The sequence below is a fragment of the Pontimicrobium sp. SW4 genome, from assembly GCF_039954625.1.
Taxonomy (GTDB): Bacteria; Bacteroidota; Bacteroidia; order Flavobacteriales; family Flavobacteriaceae; genus Pontimicrobium.
On sequence record NZ_CP157199.1, the window covers coordinates 2,237,812 to 2,258,928 of the forward strand.

General features: G+C 31.4%; 20 protein-coding genes and 1 tRNA gene. 4 read left to right on the forward strand and 17 right to left on the reverse strand.

The annotated features are described in order from the left end of the window. Window positions 1–30: 30 nt before the first annotated feature. The 4 genes from ABGB03_RS10495 to ABGB03_RS10510 all read right to left on the reverse strand — a co-directional run bounded on the left by ABGB03_RS10495 (window position 31) and on the right by ABGB03_RS10510 (window position 4,546). On the reverse strand, window positions 31–711 hold the full coding sequence (locus ABGB03_RS10495; RefSeq protein ID WP_347922469.1) for a Curli production assembly/transport component CsgG: 681 nt from the start codon (window positions 709–711) through the stop codon (window positions 31–33). A gap of 187 nt (window positions 712–898) precedes the next feature. Beyond that, window positions 899–1,039: a hypothetical protein gene (locus ABGB03_RS10500; protein ID WP_167609453.1), complete on the reverse strand. Its 141-nt coding sequence runs from the start codon at window positions 1,037–1,039 to the stop codon at window positions 899–901. 248 nt (window positions 1,040–1,287) lie between these two features. Next, complete coding sequence (locus ABGB03_RS10505; RefSeq protein WP_347922470.1) at window positions 1,288–3,474, reverse strand: glutamine synthetase III; 2,187 nt, start codon at window positions 3,472–3,474, stop codon at window positions 1,288–1,290. A gap of 133 nt (window positions 3,475–3,607) precedes the next feature. After that, complete coding sequence (locus ABGB03_RS10510; protein ID WP_347922471.1) at window positions 3,608–4,546, reverse strand: calcium/sodium antiporter; 939 nt, start codon at window positions 4,544–4,546, stop codon at window positions 3,608–3,610. 174 nt (window positions 4,547–4,720) lie between these two features. On the opposite strand from ABGB03_RS10510, the gene ABGB03_RS10515 reads away from it, so the two are divergent. The 3 genes from ABGB03_RS10515 to ABGB03_RS10525 all read left to right on the forward strand — a co-directional run bounded on the left by ABGB03_RS10515 (window position 4,721) and on the right by ABGB03_RS10525 (window position 7,908). Continuing rightward, the gene (locus ABGB03_RS10515) at window positions 4,721–5,080 is read left to right on the forward strand and encodes a BlaI/MecI/CopY family transcriptional regulator (RefSeq protein WP_347922472.1); all 360 of its coding nucleotides are present in this window, start codon (window positions 4,721–4,723) and stop codon (window positions 5,078–5,080) included. 2 nt (window positions 5,081–5,082) lie between these two features. Further along, window positions 5,083–7,218, forward strand: a complete 2,136-nt coding sequence (locus tag ABGB03_RS10520) for a M56 family metallopeptidase (protein ID WP_347922473.1) — start codon at window positions 5,083–5,085, stop codon at window positions 7,216–7,218. 537 nt (window positions 7,219–7,755) lie between these two features. Then, complete coding sequence (locus ABGB03_RS10525) at window positions 7,756–7,908, forward strand: SsrA-binding protein (RefSeq protein WP_347922474.1); 153 nt, start codon at window positions 7,756–7,758, stop codon at window positions 7,906–7,908. Here the strand turns inward: ABGB03_RS10525 and ABGB03_RS10530 are convergent. Further along, a complete protein-coding gene (locus ABGB03_RS10530) occupies window positions 7,905–8,420 on the reverse strand; it encodes an adenine phosphoribosyltransferase (RefSeq protein ID WP_347922475.1) in 516 nt (171 codons plus the stop codon). The genes ABGB03_RS10525 and ABGB03_RS10530 overlap by 4 nt on opposite strands. 73 nt (window positions 8,421–8,493) lie before the next feature. On the opposite strand from ABGB03_RS10530, the gene ABGB03_RS10535 reads away from it, so the two are divergent. Continuing rightward, window positions 8,494–8,567, forward strand: a tRNA-Arg gene (locus ABGB03_RS10535). A gap of 82 nt (window positions 8,568–8,649) precedes the next feature. Here ABGB03_RS10535 and ABGB03_RS10540 read toward each other — a convergent pair. The 12 genes from ABGB03_RS10540 to ABGB03_RS10595 all read right to left on the reverse strand — a co-directional run bounded on the left by ABGB03_RS10540 (window position 8,650) and on the right by ABGB03_RS10595 (window position 21,114). Continuing rightward, window positions 8,650–9,783 (reverse strand): type II secretion system F family protein, encoded by a 1,134-nt coding sequence (locus ABGB03_RS10540; protein WP_347922476.1) that lies wholly within the window; start codon window positions 9,781–9,783, stop codon window positions 8,650–8,652. Next, the gene (locus ABGB03_RS10545; protein WP_347922477.1) at window positions 9,783–10,289 is read right to left on the reverse strand and encodes a prepilin-type N-terminal cleavage/methylation domain-containing protein; all 507 of its coding nucleotides are present in this window, start codon (window positions 10,287–10,289) and stop codon (window positions 9,783–9,785) included. The genes ABGB03_RS10540 and ABGB03_RS10545 overlap by 1 nt, the downstream gene beginning before the upstream one ends. Further along, the gene (locus ABGB03_RS10550) at window positions 10,240–10,530 is read right to left on the reverse strand and encodes a hypothetical protein (RefSeq protein ID WP_347922478.1); all 291 of its coding nucleotides are present in this window, start codon (window positions 10,528–10,530) and stop codon (window positions 10,240–10,242) included. The genes ABGB03_RS10545 and ABGB03_RS10550 overlap by 50 nt, the downstream gene beginning before the upstream one ends. A 23-nt stretch (window positions 10,531–10,553) precedes the next feature. Then, window positions 10,554–11,819 (reverse strand): hypothetical protein, encoded by a 1,266-nt coding sequence (locus tag ABGB03_RS10555; protein ID WP_347922479.1) that lies wholly within the window; start codon window positions 11,817–11,819, stop codon window positions 10,554–10,556. Continuing rightward, on the reverse strand, window positions 11,816–12,280 hold the full coding sequence (locus tag ABGB03_RS10560; RefSeq protein ID WP_347922480.1) for a hypothetical protein: 465 nt from the start codon (window positions 12,278–12,280) through the stop codon (window positions 11,816–11,818). Before ABGB03_RS10560 ends, ABGB03_RS10555 begins: the two co-directional genes overlap by 4 nt. Further along, complete coding sequence (locus tag ABGB03_RS10565; protein WP_347922481.1) at window positions 12,270–13,397, reverse strand: hypothetical protein; 1,128 nt, start codon at window positions 13,395–13,397, stop codon at window positions 12,270–12,272. Before ABGB03_RS10565 ends, ABGB03_RS10560 begins: the two co-directional genes overlap by 11 nt. Window positions 13,398–13,409: 12 nt before the next feature. Beyond that, window positions 13,410–13,769: a hypothetical protein gene (locus tag ABGB03_RS10570; RefSeq protein WP_347922482.1), complete on the reverse strand. Its 360-nt coding sequence runs from the start codon at window positions 13,767–13,769 to the stop codon at window positions 13,410–13,412. A 3-nt stretch (window positions 13,770–13,772) separates the two neighbouring features. Then, window positions 13,773–14,504, reverse strand: coding sequence for a hypothetical protein (locus ABGB03_RS10575; RefSeq protein ID WP_347922483.1), 732 nt, complete (start codon window positions 14,502–14,504; stop codon window positions 13,773–13,775). A gap of 366 nt (window positions 14,505–14,870) precedes the next feature. Continuing rightward, window positions 14,871–15,473, reverse strand: a complete 603-nt coding sequence (locus ABGB03_RS10580; RefSeq protein WP_347922484.1) for a transposase — start codon at window positions 15,471–15,473, stop codon at window positions 14,871–14,873. A gap of 399 nt (window positions 15,474–15,872) precedes the next feature. Beyond that, a complete protein-coding gene (locus tag ABGB03_RS10585; RefSeq protein ID WP_347922485.1) occupies window positions 15,873–16,400 on the reverse strand; it encodes a PsbP-related protein in 528 nt (175 codons plus the stop codon). Between the two features lie 3 nt (window positions 16,401–16,403). Beyond that, complete coding sequence (locus ABGB03_RS10590) at window positions 16,404–16,829, reverse strand: hypothetical protein (protein WP_347922486.1); 426 nt, start codon at window positions 16,827–16,829, stop codon at window positions 16,404–16,406. A 7-nt stretch (window positions 16,830–16,836) separates the two neighbouring features. Continuing rightward, a complete protein-coding gene (locus tag ABGB03_RS10595) occupies window positions 16,837–21,114 on the reverse strand; it encodes an RHS repeat-associated core domain-containing protein (RefSeq protein WP_347922487.1) in 4,278 nt (1,425 codons plus the stop codon). Window positions 21,115–21,117 lie beyond the last annotated feature (3 nt).

The following is a 21,117-nucleotide window of genomic DNA, read 5'->3' on the forward strand; positions in this document are numbered from 1 at the left end:
TTTTTAGATGCTGCAAAAATAATAAAGTATTTAGTTTTTCGAGTGAATTATTGGATTAGAATTAATCACTGTAGGCTCATTTCTCTTAATGTTTCTTTTTCTTCCTCTTCTTCCAAAATAAATGTTTAACCCAAAAGCTGCTCTCCAAAATGCATCATCAGAAATTCCATATATTCTTCCATCTAATTCATCGGTAAATGTCATGTTATACTCAGCAAATAATTTTATCCCTACTAAAGGTGATACTAATATTTCAAAACCTGCTCCTCCTTGAATTTTAGAATCGGTTTCTTCAAAGTAATTAGAAGCATTTAATCCTCCTCCTGCAAAAATAAATGGTGAAAAAATATTTTTAGGAAATGGGACAATTTCTAAATTAGCATCAAAAGACATAAAACCTTCATTTAATACATCTTTAAAAGCTACATTATATTTATTATAGCCAATATTAATATTAGCATAAGGCCCTAAAAATCGCTTATATCCTATATGCATATATACCTCGTAAAGTGCATCTGCATAATCTCCATTAGTAACTACTGTTCCTGCAGCTATTGAAAATGTATTTTTACCGCGTACTTCAACACCATAAGACCTATTAAAGGTTTCGATGGTACTTCTTTTTATTTCTTCTTGAGAATAAGTTTTTTGTATAAAAAACAGAGAAAAAATGACACAAAAAATGCTATATAAATTAGTTCTATTAATCACTAAAAATGATCTCTATTAAAAATAGATCTATTCAAACATAGATTAATAAGGGCATTGCAATATAGTAAAAGGTTAGATATATCACCTAATAGAAGCAATTAGAACTTTTATAAAACAAAAAAGCTTTAACTAACACTAAATAGTGTACTAGTTAAAGCTTTTAAACACTCTTAATTAAAAACAAGATTTATGATGATAGGTTTCCATCATCAATTAACACAACAGAATTGTCTTGAGAAACTTTCTCTTTCGCATCAACAGTGTCATCTTGAGAGAACAAGAGGGTTGCGACCATAAGTGCCGCAACACTTAGTAGTAACTTCTTCATTTTGAATAATAATAGATTAATAGCAATACAAATTTAATGAAAATAAGCCACTCTTTTTAAGCACTAAAGACGAAAACGTAGGAATAGTCTGTTAAAATCGATAAATTGTAAAATAATTAGCTGAAATACTTATTAATGCTGAATATTATTTAAAAAAGTACGTAGTTATACGTAGACATTTTTTAAAAATTTTTGAATAAAATGTAATAAAAAAGCCTCATAAATGAGGCTTTTATTTAAAGTTCAATCTAGTTTGTAAAGAGCATTTCTCTATATTTTGTTAATGGCCAAAGCTCATCATCTATTAATAGTTCTAGTTTATCACAATGATAACGAATCTCATCAAAAAATGGTTTCACTTTATTACAATATACATCTGCTTTCTTTTCTGAGTCTTCTATGGTATTTGCTTTTTTTCGTTCATTTGTCATTTTAGTAACACCAGAGTTTATAGCTTCTATATGTCCAGAAATTTCTTGAATCAACTCAAGTTGCTCTTTAGCATATTTTTTAAAGTCATTGCCATAAATATCTTTAAGTCCTCTTACATTTTCTATTAAAACATTTTGATATTTAACTGCAGTTGGCACTACGTGATTTCTAGCAATATCACCTAAAACTCTGCCTTCAATTTGTATTCTTAATGTATATTCTTCAACTTCTATTTCGTAACGTGCTTCAATTTCAGTTTTATTCATAACTCCTAAATCTTCGAACAAACTAATTGTTTTCTTAGCTACTCTTGCTTTTAAAGCAGCTGGAGTTGTTTTATTATTACTTAAACCACGCCTTTTCGCTTCTTTTTGCCACTCATCTCCATAACCGTTTCCTTCAAAAAGTATGTTTTTAGATGTTTTAATATATTCACGTAATACATTAAAAATTGCATCGTCTTTTTTCATGTCTTTGTTTTCAATCAAAGCATCAACTTCAGATTTAAAATCTATAAGTTGTTTTGCCATGATAGAATTTAGAACAGTCATTGGATTAGCACAGTTTGCTGTAGAACCTACCGCTCTAAACTCAAATTTATTTCCTGTGAATGCAAAAGGGGATGTTCTGTTTCTATCTGTATTATCTAATAGAATTTCAGGTATTTTACCAACCACATTTAGTTTTAAATCTGTTTTTTCTTCTGGTGATAATTTCCCTTTAGTAACACCTTCAAGATCGTGAAGTACTTTAGTTAATTGTTCACCAATAAATACCGAAATAATTGCTGGAGGCGCTTCATTCGCACCTAAACGATGGTCGTTACTAGCACTAGCGATAGAAGCTCTAAGCAATTCTTCATACTCATGAACTGCTTTAATTGAGTTTATAAAAAATGTTAGGAATTGCAAATTACTCATTGGCGTTTTTCCTGGACTTAATAAATTAATTCCTGTATTTGTACTTAAACTCCAGTTATTGTGCTTCCCAGAACCATTAACGCCTGCAAATGGTTTCTCATGAAATAATACTTTAAAATTATGTCTACCAGCAATCTTATCCATCACATCCATTAATAATGAATTGTGGTCTACTGCTAAATTGGCTTCATCATAAATAGGTGCTAACTCAAACTGGTTTGGAGCAACTTCGTTATGCCTTGTTTTTACAGGTATCCCTAATAACATACACTCAGTTTCAAGATCACGCATAAAAGACATTGCACGATTTGGAATAGTTCCAAAATAATGATCATCCAATTGCTGGCCCTTAGCTGGAGAATGCCCTAATAGTGTTCTTCCTGTTAAAGTGATATCTGGTCTTGCTGCAACTAAAGCACTATCTATTAAAAAATACTCTTGTTCCCAACCTAAAGAAGCATTTACCTTTTTTACATTTTTATCAAAATACTTTGCTACATCTACAGCAGCATGATCTACAGCTTGTAATGCCCTTAATAAAGGTGTCTTATAATCAAGTGCCTCGCCTGTATAAGAAACAAAAACTGTTGGAATGCATAAAGTTGTTTCATAAATAAATGCTGGCGATGTTGGATCCCAAGCAGTATAACCACGAGCTTCAAACGTATTTCTAATTCCTCCATTTGGAAACGAAGAGGCATCAGGCTCTTGTTGTACTAATTGTCCGCCACCAAATTTTTCAATAGCTAAACCACCACCAATAGTTTCAAAAAAGGCATCATGCTTTTCTGCTGTTGCACCTGTTAAAGGCTGGAACCAGTGTGTATAATGCGTCACTCCTTTAGAAATAGCCCATTCTTTCATTCCCGTTGAAATGTGATCAGCTACTCCTCTCCCAATTTTAGAACCATTCTGCACAGCATCCATAACACTTTTATAAGCCTCTTTGGTTAAATACTGTCGCATAGTTGCTTCGTTAAATACATTATTACCAAAAATTGAAGAGCGACGTTCTTTTTCTTCAATTTTTAGAGGTTTTCTAGTAAGTGTTTCTTTTACTGCGTGAAATCTTAGCGTTGACATTTTAATTATTTTAGTATTTATATAAAATCAAAGGGCAAATTTATAAAAAAAGCTCAATAATTAACTTTTAACCCTAAGAAATATAGGGTTAATTATAAACAATTCGACAAAATACAGTTAATAACCTATAAATCTATTGGGTAAATACTAAAAATATGAAGATCCCATAGCCTAAAATAAGAACAAAACCATTTGATCTACTTATCTGATGCTGTTTAGGAATAAGTATTAGCGGAATTAAAACGGCTGAAAAAGCAATCATCCAAAAAATATCTCTGGTCAAAATTTGAGATTCGGTAACTGGAATGGTTTTAATCATAGAAGTAAGCCCTAATACAGAACCAATATTAAAAATATTGGAGCCAATTAAGTTCCCTAAGGAAATAGCCTTTTCTTGTTTTGCAGCAGCAATTACCGATGCTGCTAGTTCTGGTACACTCGTCCCTATTGCTATTACTGACACTGAAATCACAGCTTCGCTCACGCCTAATATTTCAGCTAAATCAATAGCTCCTTTAACCAACCATTCAGATCCAAAATAAAGGGCAAAACCACCAATAATGAGCCATAATATAATTTTAAAATAGGACACTATAGCTAAGGTTTCATCAACTTCTTCTATAGTGTCTTTTTTTGCACGTCGTATTAATATGTATAAAAAAGCTATTAAAGCTACAAATAACGCTAGACCTTCAAGAAACACCAATTGACTATCATTATATAAAAAGTAATACAATGCCATTGAAAACAACATCATTACTGGCCAATTAAGTTTATAAAATGTCTTGTCTACAGATATACTTCCAACTACAGCTGTAATACCTAACACCAAACCAATATTAGCAATATTAGATCCTACTACATTATTAATAGCGATAGCTGGAGAACCAGATAATGCCGCATTAAGACTCACTAATAATTCTGGTGCAGACGTTGCAAATGACACTACTGTCATACCAATAACAAACTTTGAAATACTTAATTTAAAAGAAAGTGCTACGGAAGCTCTAACTAAAAACTCACCTCCTATAACTAGCAGAATAAATCCTAAAATAACCCAAACAAAGCTCATTAAATATATTTTTTGCGAAGATAATAAGATTTCTTTCTTAGTATGATTTTCAATTACTTTTCTTAAAAAATCACAATAAAAACTAAATTTTTCGTTAAATAACTATATTTGCAGTTGTATAACTATAAAAATAGTTATATGTTTGAAGTATCATAGAACATAAAATTTTAGATAATGCAAAAACTAACAAATAAAGAAGAAGAAATCATGCATATTTTATGGAAGCTAGAAAAGGCTTTTGTAAAGGATATACTTGCAGAAATAACAGAGGATAAACCTCACTACAATACATTATCTACCATTGTTAGAAACTTAGAAGACAAAGGCTATGTAGGTTACACAGCTTATGGAAAGACCCATCAATATTTTCCAATAATAAAAAAGGAAGACTATAGAAAACGCTTTTTTAATGCAGCGATAGATAATTATTTTAACAGCTCATATAAAAACGTGGTATCCTTTTTTGCAAAAGAAGAAAAAATTAGTGTTGAAGAATTAAAAGAGATTATTAACCTCATAGAAAACAATAAATAATCATGGAATACTTAATAAAAGTCAGCGCCATTCTGGTATTGTTTTATGTATGCTACAAGTTGTTTTTAAATCGAGAAACCTTTTTTGAATCTATTCGTTCTTTTTTATTATTCGGATTAGTAACAGCTTTTATAATACCATTAATTACAATACCAAAATATATAGTAATAGAACCAATAATATATAAAAGTGCTATAGATTTTGCTAATACAATACCTCAACCAGCAATTATAGACAATTCAATAAACACAACTAACATTTTAGTATTTGTATACATTATAGGTGTCTTGTTTTTCCTGTTCAAATTTTTATTTCAATTTGGATCGTTAATCGCATTACTTTTAAAAAGCACAAAACAACGTGTTGCATCATATATATATGTCATCACTAAAAACATAATATCTCCTTTTTCCTTTTTTAACTGGATTGTTTTTAATCCAAATCAATTTAGTGAAACTGAGTTAGAGCATATCATTACTCACGAAAAAATACATGCAAAACAATTGCACTCAATAGATATTTTATTGGTAGAATTAACAAGTATTATACTCTGGTTTAACCCATTAGTTTGGTTATACAAAAAAGATCTTAGACAAAATTTAGAGTTTATTGCAGATAAAAATGCACAAGCAACTACCAATTGCAAAAAAAGCTATCAGCATTTATTACTCAAGACAAGTGTGCCAAATTATCAAATGGCATTAACCAATAATTTTTATAATTCATTAATCAAAAAACGAATTGTCATGTTACACAAAAACAGATCAAAAAAGAAAAATCAATTAAAATTTTTATTAATTCTGCCTGCTTTGGCTCTATTTTTAATGAGTTTCAATACTAAAGAAATTTATATTGAAGCAGAATCCAATAATGGAGAAATTTCCAACATCACTGAAAGTGTTGACGCTATGTCAATAACAAATGTAGATGTAGAAACATTAGAGACAGATCATAAGCCAGTAGCTACAACAAAAAAGGCAATTACAAACAACAACATTATAAAACCAAATACTGTTTTAAAACAAGATATTGTCGCTTATCTTATTGAAAGCACATTTACTGATTCTCAATTAGACGATGTTATAAACAAATTAAAAGCTCAAGGAATTACTCTTAAAATAAAAAACGTAAAGCGTAATAGTGACAACGAAATAATCGCCTTAAAAATTGATGCAAAGTCTGACAACTCAAATGCAAACTTTTCAATTAGCAATGACTCAGCTATCAAGACAATAAAAATAACTTACAATGCTAAAAGCAATTCCATTTCTATAGGAAACACTAGTAGTTTGATTCATGATAAAGATTATTCGTTTACACATAAAGATGGCACAATAACTATTGGAAAATCTGATAAAAGTGATAATGTTTTTGTCTTTAACAGTCATGAAGAACATGATGATAGTGATAATCATGAAATAATAGAAGATGATGACAAAATCATTATTAAAAAAGGGCATAAAATCCATGAGATAAAAAAGGAGCGTAAAAACAAAAATACTTTTACTTTTTCTAGTGATGAAGGTGAAGTTTACGATATAATTCGTGCAGACACAGTTAATGCAGATGGAAACGTTTATAAGTTTAAAGGCAATGTAGTAGTTAAAGGAAGAAGTAATATTGTTACTAATGGGAAGAGAAATGTTATAGTTAAAGGCAAAAGCAATGGTTTGTTTATAGACTCAGAAGATGATAATGAACTAATCGAAATCATTGAAAATGAAGATGGTAAATCTATACTAATTAGAAAAGACAAAGACGGTAATACAATTAAAGAAAATATCCTTTTAAACGGAAAGAATAATCTAACTTTCAAATCAGATGATAACAAAATCTTTAAAATAAAATCCTCAGCGAAAGGCAGTAGTACTATTTGGATTAATAAAAATGACGATGAAGATAAAACTATAACCAAAATAGGAAAAAGCGGAGGCACCATGTTTTTTATAAGTGATAATGACAAAGATCCATTATTAGTGATTGATGGGAAAGTCGCTAAAAACAAAAAACTAAAAGATATGGATCCAGATACAATAGCATCTATTTCTGTATTAAAAGGAAAATCTGCCAAAAAAAAATATGGTAAAAAAGGAAAAGACGGTGTTGTTGAAATTACATTAAAAAAGGAAAAAGATTAATCTCTTTTATTAAGACTTAGTTGGTTAAAAAAAGACGTTCACTAGTGAGCGTCTTTTTTTATTTAAATTACAGCCATAAAGATGAAAACGGTAAAAAACAGTTATTTATTAATTTTATCCCCTTGACATTTTAAAAAACATCTAAAAAGCCTCTTAAGTTATTCCATTTTAAAACAATAATCCATAATTATAGTTACATAATAAAACTTGTTTCAAGGAAACAAGCAAAAATTTATAACTTATATTATTTTTATACTTAACAATATAAAGTTAATTGTATCATTTTTAGGCAATCTATTTGGTGGTAAGATTTCTAAACCTATATATTCAAAAATAATTACAGAACTGAATATATTTTTATCAATCATCAAAACAAAAAAACTTATGATTTCCTTAGTAAAATTTATAATAGCAATCATCATCATAATTATCTACTGACTAACTTAATAAGGTCCAAAAAAAAAGTACTAGAATAAGTTTCATTATTTTTGCATTGTTAGCAACAAAATAAGACGCCCATTTGCATAGGAAATAAATATGAAAAAGCAGCTTTTTAAAATATTAGCGAAAGTAAATAAATCCATATTACCTAGTTTTACTAAAAGGCAATTAGATATTACAACGGCAAGTAAATTACAGCTTGCCATAATTGGCTGGAGAGCTTTTGTTACAATTAGAGCACTAGATTAATACTCTAGGACAGATTTTACGTCGTACCCTTTTAACTTATCTTTTCCGTTTAAGAAGTTAAGTTGCATTATAAAATTACATTGTACAATATCGCCTCCTAGTCTTTCAACCAGCTTACAAACAGCTTCAGCTGTTCCTCCAGTAGCTAACACATCATCATGAATAAGGATTCGCTCTCCTTTTTCTATAGCATCAACATGGATTTCGACTGCATCTTTTCCATACTCTAAAGCATAAGATTGTGATAAAGTTTTAAAAGGCAGTTTTCCAGGTTTTCTAACAGGTATAAAGCCAGCATTAAGTTTTTGCGCTAACAAAGTAGCAAAGAAAAATCCACGAGATTCTATACCTATAACTTTATCAATTTTTTTATTGCCAACTAATAGTAACAATTCATCTAAACATAAACTTACACCTTTATGGTTTTGTAGTAAAGGTGCAATATCTTTAAATAAAATACCTGGTTTTGGAAAATCAGGAATATCTCTAATAAAATCTTCAATTGTATTCATAAGTGAAATGTAATTAATTTAGAGTTAATTTTGTCATTGTAACAAAATAAAATATATTTGCACCCACAAAAATGGCCTCGTAGCATAACTGAATAGTGCACTTGATTACGGCTCAAGAGGTTGGAGGTTTGAATCCTCCCGAGGTCACAAGAAAATCCTAATTAATTGTTTTTTCAATTTTTTAGGATTTTTTTATTTTATGCCACTATCTTTCTTGAGACTAATGAGTTTATCCTATAACACTGCTCAATTTAAACATTGGTAAATACATGGCCACAAGGATAACACCAACAATTACACCTACAAATAAGATAATAAAGGGTTCCATAAGAGTTGACAACATTTTAGATTGTTGTTGGACTTGTGTGTTGTATTGTAAGTTAAGTTTTTCGAAAATATATTCGGTTTGATTAGTTTCTTCAGCCACTTTTATCAAAGCTATCATTTTTGCATCAAATAGCTTGTGTTTACTCAATCCTACACTAAGCGACTTCCCACTTAAAATATCTTTTTCAGTACTATTTAAAGCTTTTTGTAAAGGGTAAAAATCAATCATTTGCTTTACAAGTTGAATACTATTTACAATAGGCACTTTTGAAACAGTCAACAATGCTACCGCTTGAGTAAATTGCGATAGATAAACAGTTTTTATAAAGCCTCCTATAAATGGAAGTTTACTCATAATAATATGTTTATACTGCTTATAACGTTTATTGTTTTTTAAAAATAATCTAGTAACAAAAGGTGAAAAACAGAGTAATAATATCATCCAACCCTTTTGTTCTAAAAAGTTAGATGCACTTATTATATATTTAGTAATTTGTGGCAAATCAACTTGCTGTTGCCTAAACATATCTTCAAACATTGGCACCACATAATTTAGCATAAATATAACCACTAATACTGCTGTACTTAAAATAATAACCGGATAGGTAAGCGCACTTACTAATTGTTTTTTTTGCTCATTCTTTCTGGCATAAAACTCTCCAAGTTGGGTAGTAACTTGTGCCAATGTTCCTGTTTCTTCTCCAATTTTTATAGAGTGAAATTCATAATCGGTAAATTGCTCACTTTCTTGAAAAGCTTCAGATAGACTTTGCCCAGAAATAATACTTTCAGAAAGCTTTTTAATAATAGATTTTCTTAATTTTTTCTTTTGTGAATCTTCAATAAGCTCCAAACTCATTTTTAAATTAACTCCAGCATTAAGCAATACACTTAACTCTGTATAAAACTGCTCTTTTACTTTATTCGAAAAAGGGTTTTGAAATAAAGTGATTTCTTTTTTAAGAAAAGATTCCTTTTCGGTTTTAGCTTCTTTGTTCTTATCTTGGGCTACGGTATTGTCTAGTTGAAAAGCCATTAGTTCATAAATAATGAAGCATCATTGTTATTAAAAATAAATAGATTTTTACCTTGGTATCCTTTAGATGTTTCTATTTTAATTGCATCAACAAGACCTTCTTTCACTAAGCTACCATCAAAATAAAACTGTTTTTTAAAGACTTGAAGATAAAATGTATCTTCCTTTTTGATGATTCCTTTCTGAGTAAACTTATAAGTAATTGAATCTAGTTCAGACACAAAAGCCAATATTCCATTTTTACTGCTATAGGTAATTTTAGAATACTTATTAAAATCAATCCATATAGATTGATTTAACCTATTAATTTCATTGATGTTTTCTAAGTTATTTTGAATGGAATGCATGTGAGTTTGTACCAATGACAATACTGAAAAAGCAATACCTACTACAATACTTGTAATCACTAAAACCGCGCTCATTTCGCTAAGTGTAAATGCCTGTATTTTTAGTTCTCTATTCAATTGTTCTTGTAAGTTGCTTCTTAGTTTGTTTGTTAGTAGCATAAATAACTATATAAGCGTGTCCTTGTTGTTTTTCCTCCTCCAATGTCACATTCCATTTGTTAAAATCGTTTTCGTAAGGCAACTTAAGCTTATCGTTTTTATACAAATATTCCAATTCGTTTAAATGAGCATCAATCTCTATAGTGCTATTCTTTATGCTACTTGAAAATATATTATTTAAAATGGCACTGGTAATCATAAATATAATTACAATTAATACTGTAGCTACTAATGTTTCCATTAAAGTCGAGGCTCGTATTTTTTTTAATATAACCATTGCATGACTTCTTTATTTGAGTTAACAAACAGCAATCCTACATATTTAAATGGTAGTTTATCAACCTCTATGCTTGCATTATAAATATGATTTTGATAGATGGATCCTGACTGTGCTGCAATAAAATTATTTGCATAAACAGTCCCTTCAATATCACCTCTTATATCTAAATTTTGGTTGCAATATATTTCTCCTTTTACGATCGTATTTTCATCAATAAACACTTGAGGTTTAAAGTTATTCTGTTTTTCGTCTCCATTATACAGGATTATTCCACTAACAACACTTTGTGAACCAATATGTATTAATGTGTCCTCATTATTATCACTACTCTTACCTGACATTGTCTTATCTCTTAAAACCAAAGCTGTAGGGTACTCTAATTGGCAATTATTACCAACGGTGATTTTTTTTGAAGCTATAGCCTGAAACCTACCTTTAACATTATCTTCTATACTAATTTCTGGTGCAATTAATAACACATCCTTTAATTGAGAGCTTGCATTTACTATAATTCTTTTTTTAGATTTAACAATAATATGACCTGTCAATGCAATATTTGATAAATTAATCTCTTCAAGATCATACAACACCTTTTTAGATTCGTGAAAAGAGTGTTTGAACTCCAACATCATATTTTGGTCGATATAACTTTCAGTTGGAAATTCACTCGATAATCTAATTAGCGATTCAATATTTTCTATAATTTCTCGAGAAATCTTAGGCAAATCATGACTCAACCAAGTACTTCCATAAATAAGTTGTGTTCCATAATAAGATGTACCAGATATGTTGCCAGCTCTTACTCCTTGTTTTGGCAAAAAAGCAACCCCTTGAATTTTTGAATTTCCAACAACAACCAAAGGTTTATTATTATCTTTTAAATAAAGTGCTGTTCTATTATTTTCATCTTGCTTAGTCCCAATTAAAGCAATTTGGGTAATGGTTTTATTTTTAATAGTGGATGTGGAGGTTATTTTCTCAAAAACACCCCAAAAATCTCTTTCAACAAATATTTCTTCAAAATCGTCATCACTAACAAAAACCTCCTCATTTAAAGGAACTTCATTGTTTAAAGTATATTTAATTCCTCTGTAGGTATTCTTAACAACATTAATAGTAATGTTAGATTCTATATTGAAACGCTTATGGGTATGTACAAGCAAAATAAAAGACGCTAACAATAACGCTATTACTACCCCAATAAATATAGTGAGTTGCAACGCTCCAGCTTTTAACTTTCCTAGTCTCATTCTTGCACTATTATCTTTTTTTGTTCTTTTTTATAGCTTACAATAATATGTTTAGCTATTCCCTCAACTAACTTTATTTCATTAAAGACTTGCCCTTTAGTTAATAACTGTTGTTCTCCGTTAATAGTTATTACAAATAATTGTTGCTTAGAATTTTGATTGGTAATGATTCCTTGATAAATTATAGGTGGCCAAACTATGGGTGGTTTCTTTTTAGTTTTAGGAGCTACTCTTCTCTTCTTTGGTATCGTTAAAGTACCTAAAAAAGGATCTCTGTTAACCATTTGAATCGAAAATGTATCAATACTTACCATTTGCTTTGGCTTAAAGGTAGCTCCAAAATCGTTTGAAGACATCTTTGGTAAGTCTGGTTTAAACCCAGACCAAATTTTATAACCTATGATTCCCCAAACGCCAAATACAATTGTTAAAAGTAGATATGTTTTGTTCTTATTCTTCACTTTTACCGTCAACCAATTTTTCAAGTATTTTTATTAACTTCTTGTTAGTAGCTTCCAAATTACTAATACGTTTTTCTTGATTGATAGTATAAAGTGTTAACTCTTCTATTTTTTGAAGTAATTTAGAGTCCATTTCACCTAACATAATACCATTTTCAGCAACTTCTTTAGCACTTGGAATATCTTTTAAATGCCCTTTAGCTTTAATATGTTGTTCCACTTCCTTTAATGTTGGTAAATCATAATCATTATCAAACACAAAATCGCTCCAACCTGTTTCTACTTTCACTTCTTTTGCACGAATATTACCATTTACAGCTAGCTTCCAAGAACCAGGAGTTGTTGTCCCTATACCAACATTACCTCTAAAAAATGCCGTGTGATTTGTACCTCCAATCTCAAAACTTGAATCTTCACCATTACGTCCAACTGCAAATCCTTGATTATTATTAAGTCCGTAAGCTATAAACTGTGTGTGAGATGTCACCAAACTTCTATTAAATCCAGGATTGTCATTCATTCCTATTCGCCAATTTTCATCAGATCCACTCCATGTATATATTTGTTTAATACCACTACTATTTTGCAAAAGTATATCTCCATTTACTTCTAATTTTTTTCCTGGATTAGTGGTACCTATACCAACATTGCCAAACTGATCTATACGCATAAATGTATTCACTCCTCCTCTTACAAAATCAAGCTTACCATATTGAGTATTTAAGATATCCCAAGTATTTGCAACTTCATTAAATAGTCTAATTCCAACACCATCACCCCCTTTTATTTCTAGCTTTTTTGATGGATTTGTTGTTCCAATACCAAAATTTCCATCAGAATTTATTCGGGCTCTTTCAATTCCTCCTGTTAAAAATAGAATTCTGTATTTATTACTTGCATTTTCTCCCGCATCAATATAAATATCATCAAATCTAGATTTAAACAGCCATGTCCCTGGAAATGTGCCACCATAACTTTGGATTCTATTACTGCCTCCATTGGCACTTGGAAATTGTAACTGATACAAACCCATATTCAAATTTTGTGTTTGTGTTTGACTGTACATTGCTACATAACCTAAAAGTAATGCGACTATTGTTAAAATATTTTTTTTCATGATATCATTATATTATTCGTTAATTGTAAAACTATTTATGGTGAATTTCGATTGATAAGCAGAATTAATTCCTTTTACACGCCATTGGAAATCACCATTTTCTAATATTACTAACACGTTAGTATTTGTAATCGTGGTATCTTTTACTATTTGTTGTGCGTCTTCAAAAGTTGGCTTAGCAATTTGTAATTGATAACGCTCTGCTCCTTCCAAAGCTTCCCATGTAAAAGTAACTGCCGTAGTATCTATTACTACATCATTAGCTGGGGCTAAAATTACTACGGCAGCACTGGAGATATTTTCTACCTCTAATATATCATCACAGGCTATAAACCCAACGAGCATCATTATTAATATTACTGTCTTTTTCATTAGTTATAGTTTAAAATAATCTACCCGTTTTTTTGCATTATGTCTAGACTTATAGGTTTTTCTAGGGCAATCGCGTCCTTGTGTTATTAGATCGACTATGGTTAGTTGCTGTTTGCTATTCTCTTGCCAACAACTGTTAACCGCCTTATAAGCAAACACGACTCCTTGATTAAATTGCAAGGTGCTTTGTTTATCATCTAGGTAACATTGCAACACATAATTTCCCAAGGCATCTTGTATCAACTGCACTGTATTTGCCTTGGTTAGTAGTTCCTGTTCTTGCTTGTTTAACGCTATAGAAATATTGGTTACTAAAGCAGCAGCCTCATGATGCCCTAAATAATCCTTTACTCCTATATTGTCTTTGCTATTTAATGCTTCTATTAGAGCTACTTTATCTGCTAATTGTAATTGCACAAATGTTGGTTTTACCGTTAGGGAATCAACATATGTAATTTTAATATTTGCTGATTGATAAATCTTTGCCTTTAAAAAGGCTTTATAGGCGTGTTTTGTAAAAGGAATAGAAGTCGCTATTACCTTTATTGGCTTTTTATAAACGGGAACTGCCGTACCAGCAAAAGCGCTGCTTATTATGGTACCGTTAGTATTACCAATACTTCCTAGTGTTTGCTGTACTTGTGTGGTTTTTTGAAATTCTTGTTGCACACTTATGGTTTTACAACCTGTAATGCAACTTAAAACTACCAACCATTTAAAAATATGCTTACTCATTTATTCCAAACTATTATAAAGAATAAATGTATTGCTATTTGCTTAGAAATTGCTAAGGTTTTAGCTTAGAAAAAGTAAGGTTTTTGCTTGTTTTATTACTTAATATTAAATACTACGAAGTCATAGACTTCGCAGAGCATTTTACATTAATTTTAAATGTAACTTTATGAATGCTCATTATTGAATTTAATAAGCTATACGAAGTTTGCAACTTCGCACTATCAAGAATCAAATTTTAGATCTAAAACCTGTTCTCGATACAATTTTCTATTGAAAATCACTCGAACTGACATTCAGTAATAAAAATGCACTACCGTGAATATTACAAGCCAAGCTATGCGAAGTTTATAACTTCGCATCATAAAACTACCAAACAATGCTTTTCCAAAAAGCATTATCTACATGCACATTTATAACAGGATTGTCAACGATTGTTACATCTAACACACCATGCCCTAAAACATAATTTGCAGCACTAGAATATACATAATGTGATGCTTTCTCTACAAGTCCTGCTCTTACTGGATTTAAATGAATATAATCTAACTTAGACCATAAAAACTTAGTACTATAAATTTCTTCTGGATGATTACCGTATCTCCAAAATTGATATGTTTTATTTCTGTTATGTGTTTCGGTTGCTTTTGAAAACTGTGCTAACATCCATTCGCGTCTGCTTTCTTTTCCTGTTTTAATTTGATTTATAATCGCTTTTGCTGTAAATTTTTTAAAGTCTCTTATCAAACCTGATAAATCGTTATCCCTACTTTGAATTATTAAATGCACATGATTACTCATTATTACATATCCAAAAACAACCATCCCTTTTTCCTTAATACAGTAGTTTAAGTTTTCTATAATAATGTCTTTATAAACTTTTCTTGTAAAAATGTCTATCCAATCTACTACAGTAAATGTTACGTAGTGTACTTTAGATTGATCTCGTATTTTATAGCCATCTGTTTCCATAGCTTTTAAATATATAAAAAAAATGCTGTGCTACTTTTATTGCTTTACGAAGTTTTAAACTTCGCATATAAACATAATAAAAGCAAAAGCTACACCTAATATAAAAATGTAGCTTCTTATTAACTATTGCTTTTACTTCTTCTTATTACTATGCTCCGAAGTCATAGACTTCGAAGAGCTGGGTTTAAAACTTCGCATATAAACATAATAAAAGCAAAAGCTACACCTTATAAAATGTAGCTTCTTATTAATTATTGCTTTTACTTCTTCTTATTACTATGCTCCGAAGTCATAGACTTCGAAGAGCTGGGTCTCTAAACTTACACCAAAAGAAAAAGAGCATATATATATTACTATAGATGCTCTTATTCGTGATTTTAATGCTAAAAAAGCGTATGCTTAATTCAGTAACTTAAAAGTTTCAAAAAAGGTATTAGCTGATTGTAAATACTTCTCGAAGTCTTTGGTCTTTGCTGTATAAGTGATTAAATAAGCCTTATTGTTTTTAATTAAATAAGCCTGTTTCAATTTAAGGTCTAAAAAATTCCCTTTACTTATGTCTTTTGGGATTGTGTAAAAAAGCTCTTTAGCGTTAACACCTCCTATTGTAACACCTTTGTCACTTGTAACTGTATTTTTCCCAAGAGCCTGTTGCATTTGCTGTAATGTAAGATTGTGATAATCTTCTAAACTCATAGGGTTCTGTGATAAGTCTTGAACAATTACATTCAAATTGTTTCTAAAGTTAGTTTTATCTTCCTTATCTCCTTTGGTTAAAAAAACTGTATGACCATTCATAAGCTGTTTTTCCCATAAGTCATTATAGGAAAATGCAAATCCTCCTTTCTCACTCTTATATTCCTGTAATTTCTCTTGTGAGCAACCAGTAAGGCTCATCATTAAAAATAAAATTGTTATGTATTTCATATTTTATTCATCTATTCTTTTACGGTTGAACAAAAATAATTTGTAGTTAAAACTTTCTACTTTGATTAAATATTTCAACTCATTTATAGGTTTATCTCTAAAAAAATTATTTTCCTCAATGACAGCAAAATAATAATTGTTTGTCTTACTTATAAAAAAATATAATTCATAAAATGATTGAACTGCTTCGACAACTCCTTCATCATCAAGCCTTCTAAAATCATACGGACTATCTTCTTTTAATAAAGCTAACTTTAAATAAGATTTATCTTCTATTATTCTTTTAAGTTTTGAAAAAGTATCACCTTTTTCGTTAACAGACTTTAAATAATAGGCTTTTTTTATTGCTATATTCTTTGCTTCGTTTGAAACAAAATGATGCAATTTTTTAAACCATTTGTCTTTATTTAATTCCAATACTACACTCATAATTTAACTAATCAAATTCTCTGTAAATGGCGCCACCTGCTGAATAGCCAGCCGCATAACCTACAGCTCCACCTATAAGACCGCCAACAAGTGTACCAACTGGTCCAAAAGCTGACCCTATTAACGCACCTGCTTTAGCTCCTCCCCAAGCACCTGCCCATCCACCTGCTTCTTGACTTATTGCCAAACCTTTATCTTCAGCACTGTGAATATGTTCAACTGTTGAATAAACACCATAAACAATAGTCGCTCTTGAAGCTCCCTTCAGTAGTGTTCCTTTAACCCCAAAGTTCCTTGTATTAGTATTGCCTTTCCCTTCAACTCTGATTTCTTTCTTTCCTGTAGCAAAATCGTGTGCGGTTTGCATTTGAGCTCGTCTCGATTTAGCAAGCTCTGAAACTGCTTGACCAGACCTTGTCATTCTGCTTCTTGCTTCCCCTTGTAAATCATAACGCTTTAAAGCATATTCCATTTGAGACAGTTCACCACGCTTAAATCCTTCAAAATAAAATCTATCATTAGGTACGTAAAAGTTGTTTCTTACCCAAGAAGCGTGTTCTAACCCTACGGCAACAGGTGCAGCTCCTTTAATCCAAGTATCACCTCTTGATGCTGTAATAACAACTTCATCTAAAAGTATTGTAGCTATTGGTGGGTCTGGACAGTCAGGGCAATCGGTCATTCCTCCCGTAGGGTCTATTCTATTTAACCAATTGTTACCCATTGCAAGATATGGGCTAAAAAACTCTCCGTAAGGGTCAGGTGCTATCCATCTATTAATACGAGCATCGTATAAGCGAAGTGTAAACGCATTCTTTCCAGTCTCTCTATCTTTTTCTTGTCCTTGATAGTCATATCTATAATCTCCGACAACATTCCTACCGGGCATCGCCATCCCGCCGGGGTAATAATCGGTATAACTCAACATAAGCATATTGTTATTACTATCTTTACTAATTACCGCCCTGACATTGCCTAAATGGTCAGTAAGTTGATAAGCCGTACTACTGTCTTGTCTATTATACACCCCTATACGACTACTTCCATAAATAGGTTGTTCTTTAAGCGTGTTGCCATTATAAATAGCCATCACACTTCCTGCGGCATCACGTACGTAATAATCTGTATTTGTCAATGAACCTGCAGTGTAAATTTCCTTTTTTACACGGTGTCCTTTATCGTTATAAAAGAACTTTACCAAAGGTACATTTTTTTTAGATACTTCGGTTACCAAGCCGCTCGTGTTATAGATATACCTAACAATGTTTGTAGGGTCAGCAACAGCTTCTTCATGATCTTCAATAAGTTGCCCAATGCTATTATACACATAATTACCTGTGGCTTGTGTTTTTAAATCATCAGCATTGGTAGTCCCTGTTACGGCGTCTTGGACATAATCTAGTTGGTTTTTACCTGTTATGTAATCATAGGTAAACTCATCCATAGCGTTACTGCCACTTTCAGTATTTTTATTACGGTTTAGGGTTTTTATATTCCCATTAGCATCGTAAGTAATAGAAGTAACATCGTAATCGCCCGTATTTTGAGTATCAAAACTACTAAGGGTATATATTTTGGCCGTGACACCACTTCCTGTTTGGGCATGAAACCCAGGAGATAATGTTATGCTATTAGTGGCTTCAAGAGCAAGAATATTGCCACTTGCAGTTACTGCGGTGGAGCTTATATTGGCTTGCAAATTAGTATTTGTAGTATTACCAATAATATTTTCGCCATAGTCGGCTGCTTGTAACCAATTATTTTTATTGTACTCGTAATTGTATGCATTTTCGCTAGGTGCTGTTAATGCATTACTATGTGTATTCCATCGTGTCGTTTTAATATTACCATTAAATTGGTCTGTACCAAAAGGAGTGGTAGTAATATTGCTTCTTTGTGTACGTGCATAATCGTTTTGATGGTAGTCTATAAGCATCCCAAAGGCATCATCGGTATCTCCTCCTGGGTCTTGAGTTGGGCTTAAACTAGGGTGGTTAATGGCTTTTAACTGGCCATTTAAGTTATACACATAATCGGTACCTTGTATTGCATCTTTTAAGAGCTCTTTACGCTTAAGTGCTCCGTTTTCATAATAAGTATAACTTTCTTGTAAAATAAACGCTGTGTTATCTGTTGAGGTAGCAACACTTGTTAATTGTCCTGCAGAATTATAATTGTATCTATGAATAAATAATTCATTAGCATTATATTTTTGATATATCACCTTGGTAACATGCCCTTTGGCGAAGTCGTACTCATAATCTATAGTTTTTGTACCTAAACCATTAATGTACTGTACTATCCATTTTACGCGTCCATATATATCGTAACTATACCAAGTAGTTGTTGTTTCTGGTGATTTGGTATAGGTTATTGCAACATTACTCGCTAAAAACTTAGCAATATATTGTTGCTTTTCTAATGTAGTTAAGCCCATATCGGTTAGTGCCTGATCGAGTGTTTTTGAGGGTGGTGTTACCCCTGCTGGAATATCATGACTGTCATATATAGTAAAATGCTGTTCTTTTTTTGTTCCAGCAGGTAAAACTGCACTATCTGGGTCTGCCGTAGCAAAACTATTGCTAGACAATACGCCACTTTCTATAGGGCGTCCTAAATCGTCATAATTAGTATATGAAAATTCGTTATTTGTTGCTTGTAATACATTTTGCGAAAAACGTATTTGTCCATCTTTACGGTATTTAAAATTGGCAGCCCCTTCATCTGGGCTTGTTGTGCTTAATAATTGCCCAAGTGTATTATAAGCAAATGTACTTGACATATCATGGTTTCGTACAGAAGTACTTAATGTTAAAGCATCATCAAAACCTTGAGGCTGTACACTTTGTGTAAGCCTTCCTGCTTTGTCGTAAAAGTTTAAGCTGTAATCGTAATAATTTACATCATAACTAACACCTACTTGATTAGTATTATCTATTAAATCTATTGTGGAACCGTTTATGATTACAAAAGGTAAGGGGTTTTTGTGATATGATGTAACTTCTGCTACGCGATACATTCCAGGATTTAAAGTATAGTTACTTGAAGTAATTGGTGATGTATTTAGTTTTGCTTCTGTAATTAAATCAAAAACATTAAAAGTAGCACTAGTATTCCCCTTAAATGTAATTGCTCCACCGCAGCCCACAGGGATATGAATATCTACAAAGCCTTGCTCTCCAATTGGAGACATAACGTTATACTTTTTTTGTGTCGGATTATCTTCATTACCACTACGCGCAGCTGCTAAAGTATTACCATCGCTATCTACAAAAACTACAGTTTCAACACCATGTACATCTCTAGAAACCGATTTGGTAACTTTTAGATTATATATTGGTCCAACAGGACAGGTATCATATGCTGGGGCAAGTATAATACTGTTAGGTGGTGGAGGTGGTGCCATCGGGTTTTCGCCTTCTTCATTATAAGGGTCAACCGTTTCCATTGCACTCATTAATGTATAATAACTTGTTACTCCGTTTATATGAAATTGATATACTTTACCTTGTATTAAATTAAAGCCTTCTGGGACATCAACAATAATATTATTAGAAATTACATTTGTGCTACAAGATTTAACTGAGCATTCATAAACTCCTGCTGCTGCATTAACCGAAGCACTCGTTGGATATAAAATTGTTTCTCCATCGGGAAAATAATCTTTCCCAAAAGCATAATACATTTCCTGTGCTGCTGGCATACTAAAAGTATATCCATTAGCCCACTGATTTACACCGCCAATATTTACTTTATTACCTCCTAAAGTTTTTAAAACTGCTCCAGGATTTAACTTACTATAAACCGTACGCGAAAATGGATGAGATGTAATGTCTTGATAAGGTTCGCTAGTATTACTATTACTATAATACCACCCCAAGGTATTTGGCTGACTACCCACAGCGTTTGGTGCTAATAATGTTCCTGAATCATCAAAATCTGCTCTAGTATAGGGCGAGCCACTAGTGTTATTAATAAAGCTACTTAAGTAACCAAATACCGATCCCGTAGGAGCGCTTAGGGATTGAAAAGCAGGTCTCCCCTGGTAATCATAAAGTGTTTGTGAGGCCCAAATGGAATCGGTTATTATATCCCATGACTGGCTTTGTGTTGATTTTCCTAAAGTATTAAAAAAGCTAATCCCTTTTGCAACCGTGTTACCGTTAAAATCATAACTAATATTACTAATCCAGTTCATATCATCAACAGTTGTTGGTGGGTTTTCCTGAGCGTTTAGAACGCTTAAACTTACCAAAAACAAAATGTATATATATATATGTTTCATTAT

Bases quoted from the DNA above. Each gene is read 5' to 3' on its own strand.
- ABGB03_RS10540 (WP_347922476.1), bottom strand. From the start codon at position 9,783: ATGGCTTTTCAACTAGACAATACCGTAGCCCAAGATAAGAACAAAGAA.
- ABGB03_RS10505 (WP_347922470.1), bottom strand. From the start codon at position 3,474: ATGTCAACGCTAAGATTTCACGCAGTAAAAGAAACACTTACTAGAAAA.
- ABGB03_RS10580 (WP_347922484.1), bottom strand. From the start codon at position 15,473: ATGGAAACAGATGGCTATAAAATACGAGATCAATCTAAAGTACACTAC.
- ABGB03_RS10520 (WP_347922473.1), top strand. From the start codon at position 5,083: ATGGAATACTTAATAAAAGTCAGCGCCATTCTGGTATTGTTTTATGTA.
- ABGB03_RS10590 (WP_347922486.1), bottom strand. From the start codon at position 16,829: ATGAGTGTAGTATTGGAATTAAATAAAGACAAATGGTTTAAAAAATTG.
- ABGB03_RS10595 (WP_347922487.1), bottom strand. From the start codon at position 21,114: ATGAAACATATATATATATACATTTTGTTTTTGGTAAGTTTAAGCGTT.
- ABGB03_RS10555 (WP_347922479.1), bottom strand. From the start codon at position 11,819: ATGAGACTAGGAAAGTTAAAAGCTGGAGCGTTGCAACTCACTATATTT.
- ABGB03_RS10570 (WP_347922482.1), bottom strand. From the start codon at position 13,769: ATGAAAAAGACAGTAATATTAATAATGATGCTCGTTGGGTTTATAGCC.
- ABGB03_RS10500 (WP_167609453.1), bottom strand. From the start codon at position 1,039: ATGAAGAAGTTACTACTAAGTGTTGCGGCACTTATGGTCGCAACCCTC.
- ABGB03_RS10585 (WP_347922485.1), bottom strand. From the start codon at position 16,400: ATGAAATACATAACAATTTTATTTTTAATGATGAGCCTTACTGGTTGC.
- ABGB03_RS10550 (WP_347922478.1), bottom strand. From the start codon at position 10,530: ATGGAAACATTAGTAGCTACAGTATTAATTGTAATTATATTTATGATT.
- ABGB03_RS10545 (WP_347922477.1), bottom strand. From the start codon at position 10,289: ATGCTACTAACAAACAAACTAAGAAGCAACTTACAAGAACAATTGAAT.
- ABGB03_RS10510 (WP_347922471.1), bottom strand. From the start codon at position 4,546: ATGAGCTTTGTTTGGGTTATTTTAGGATTTATTCTGCTAGTTATAGGA.
- ABGB03_RS10575 (WP_347922483.1), bottom strand. From the start codon at position 14,504: ATGAGTAAGCATATTTTTAAATGGTTGGTAGTTTTAAGTTGCATTACA.
- ABGB03_RS10525 (WP_347922474.1), top strand. From the start codon at position 7,756: ATGAAAAAGCAGCTTTTTAAAATATTAGCGAAAGTAAATAAATCCATA.
- ABGB03_RS10530 (WP_347922475.1), bottom strand. From the start codon at position 8,420: ATGAATACAATTGAAGATTTTATTAGAGATATTCCTGATTTTCCAAAA.
- ABGB03_RS10515 (WP_347922472.1), top strand. From the start codon at position 4,721: ATGCAAAAACTAACAAATAAAGAAGAAGAAATCATGCATATTTTATGG.
- ABGB03_RS10565 (WP_347922481.1), bottom strand. From the start codon at position 13,397: ATGAAAAAAAATATTTTAACAATAGTCGCATTACTTTTAGGTTATGTA.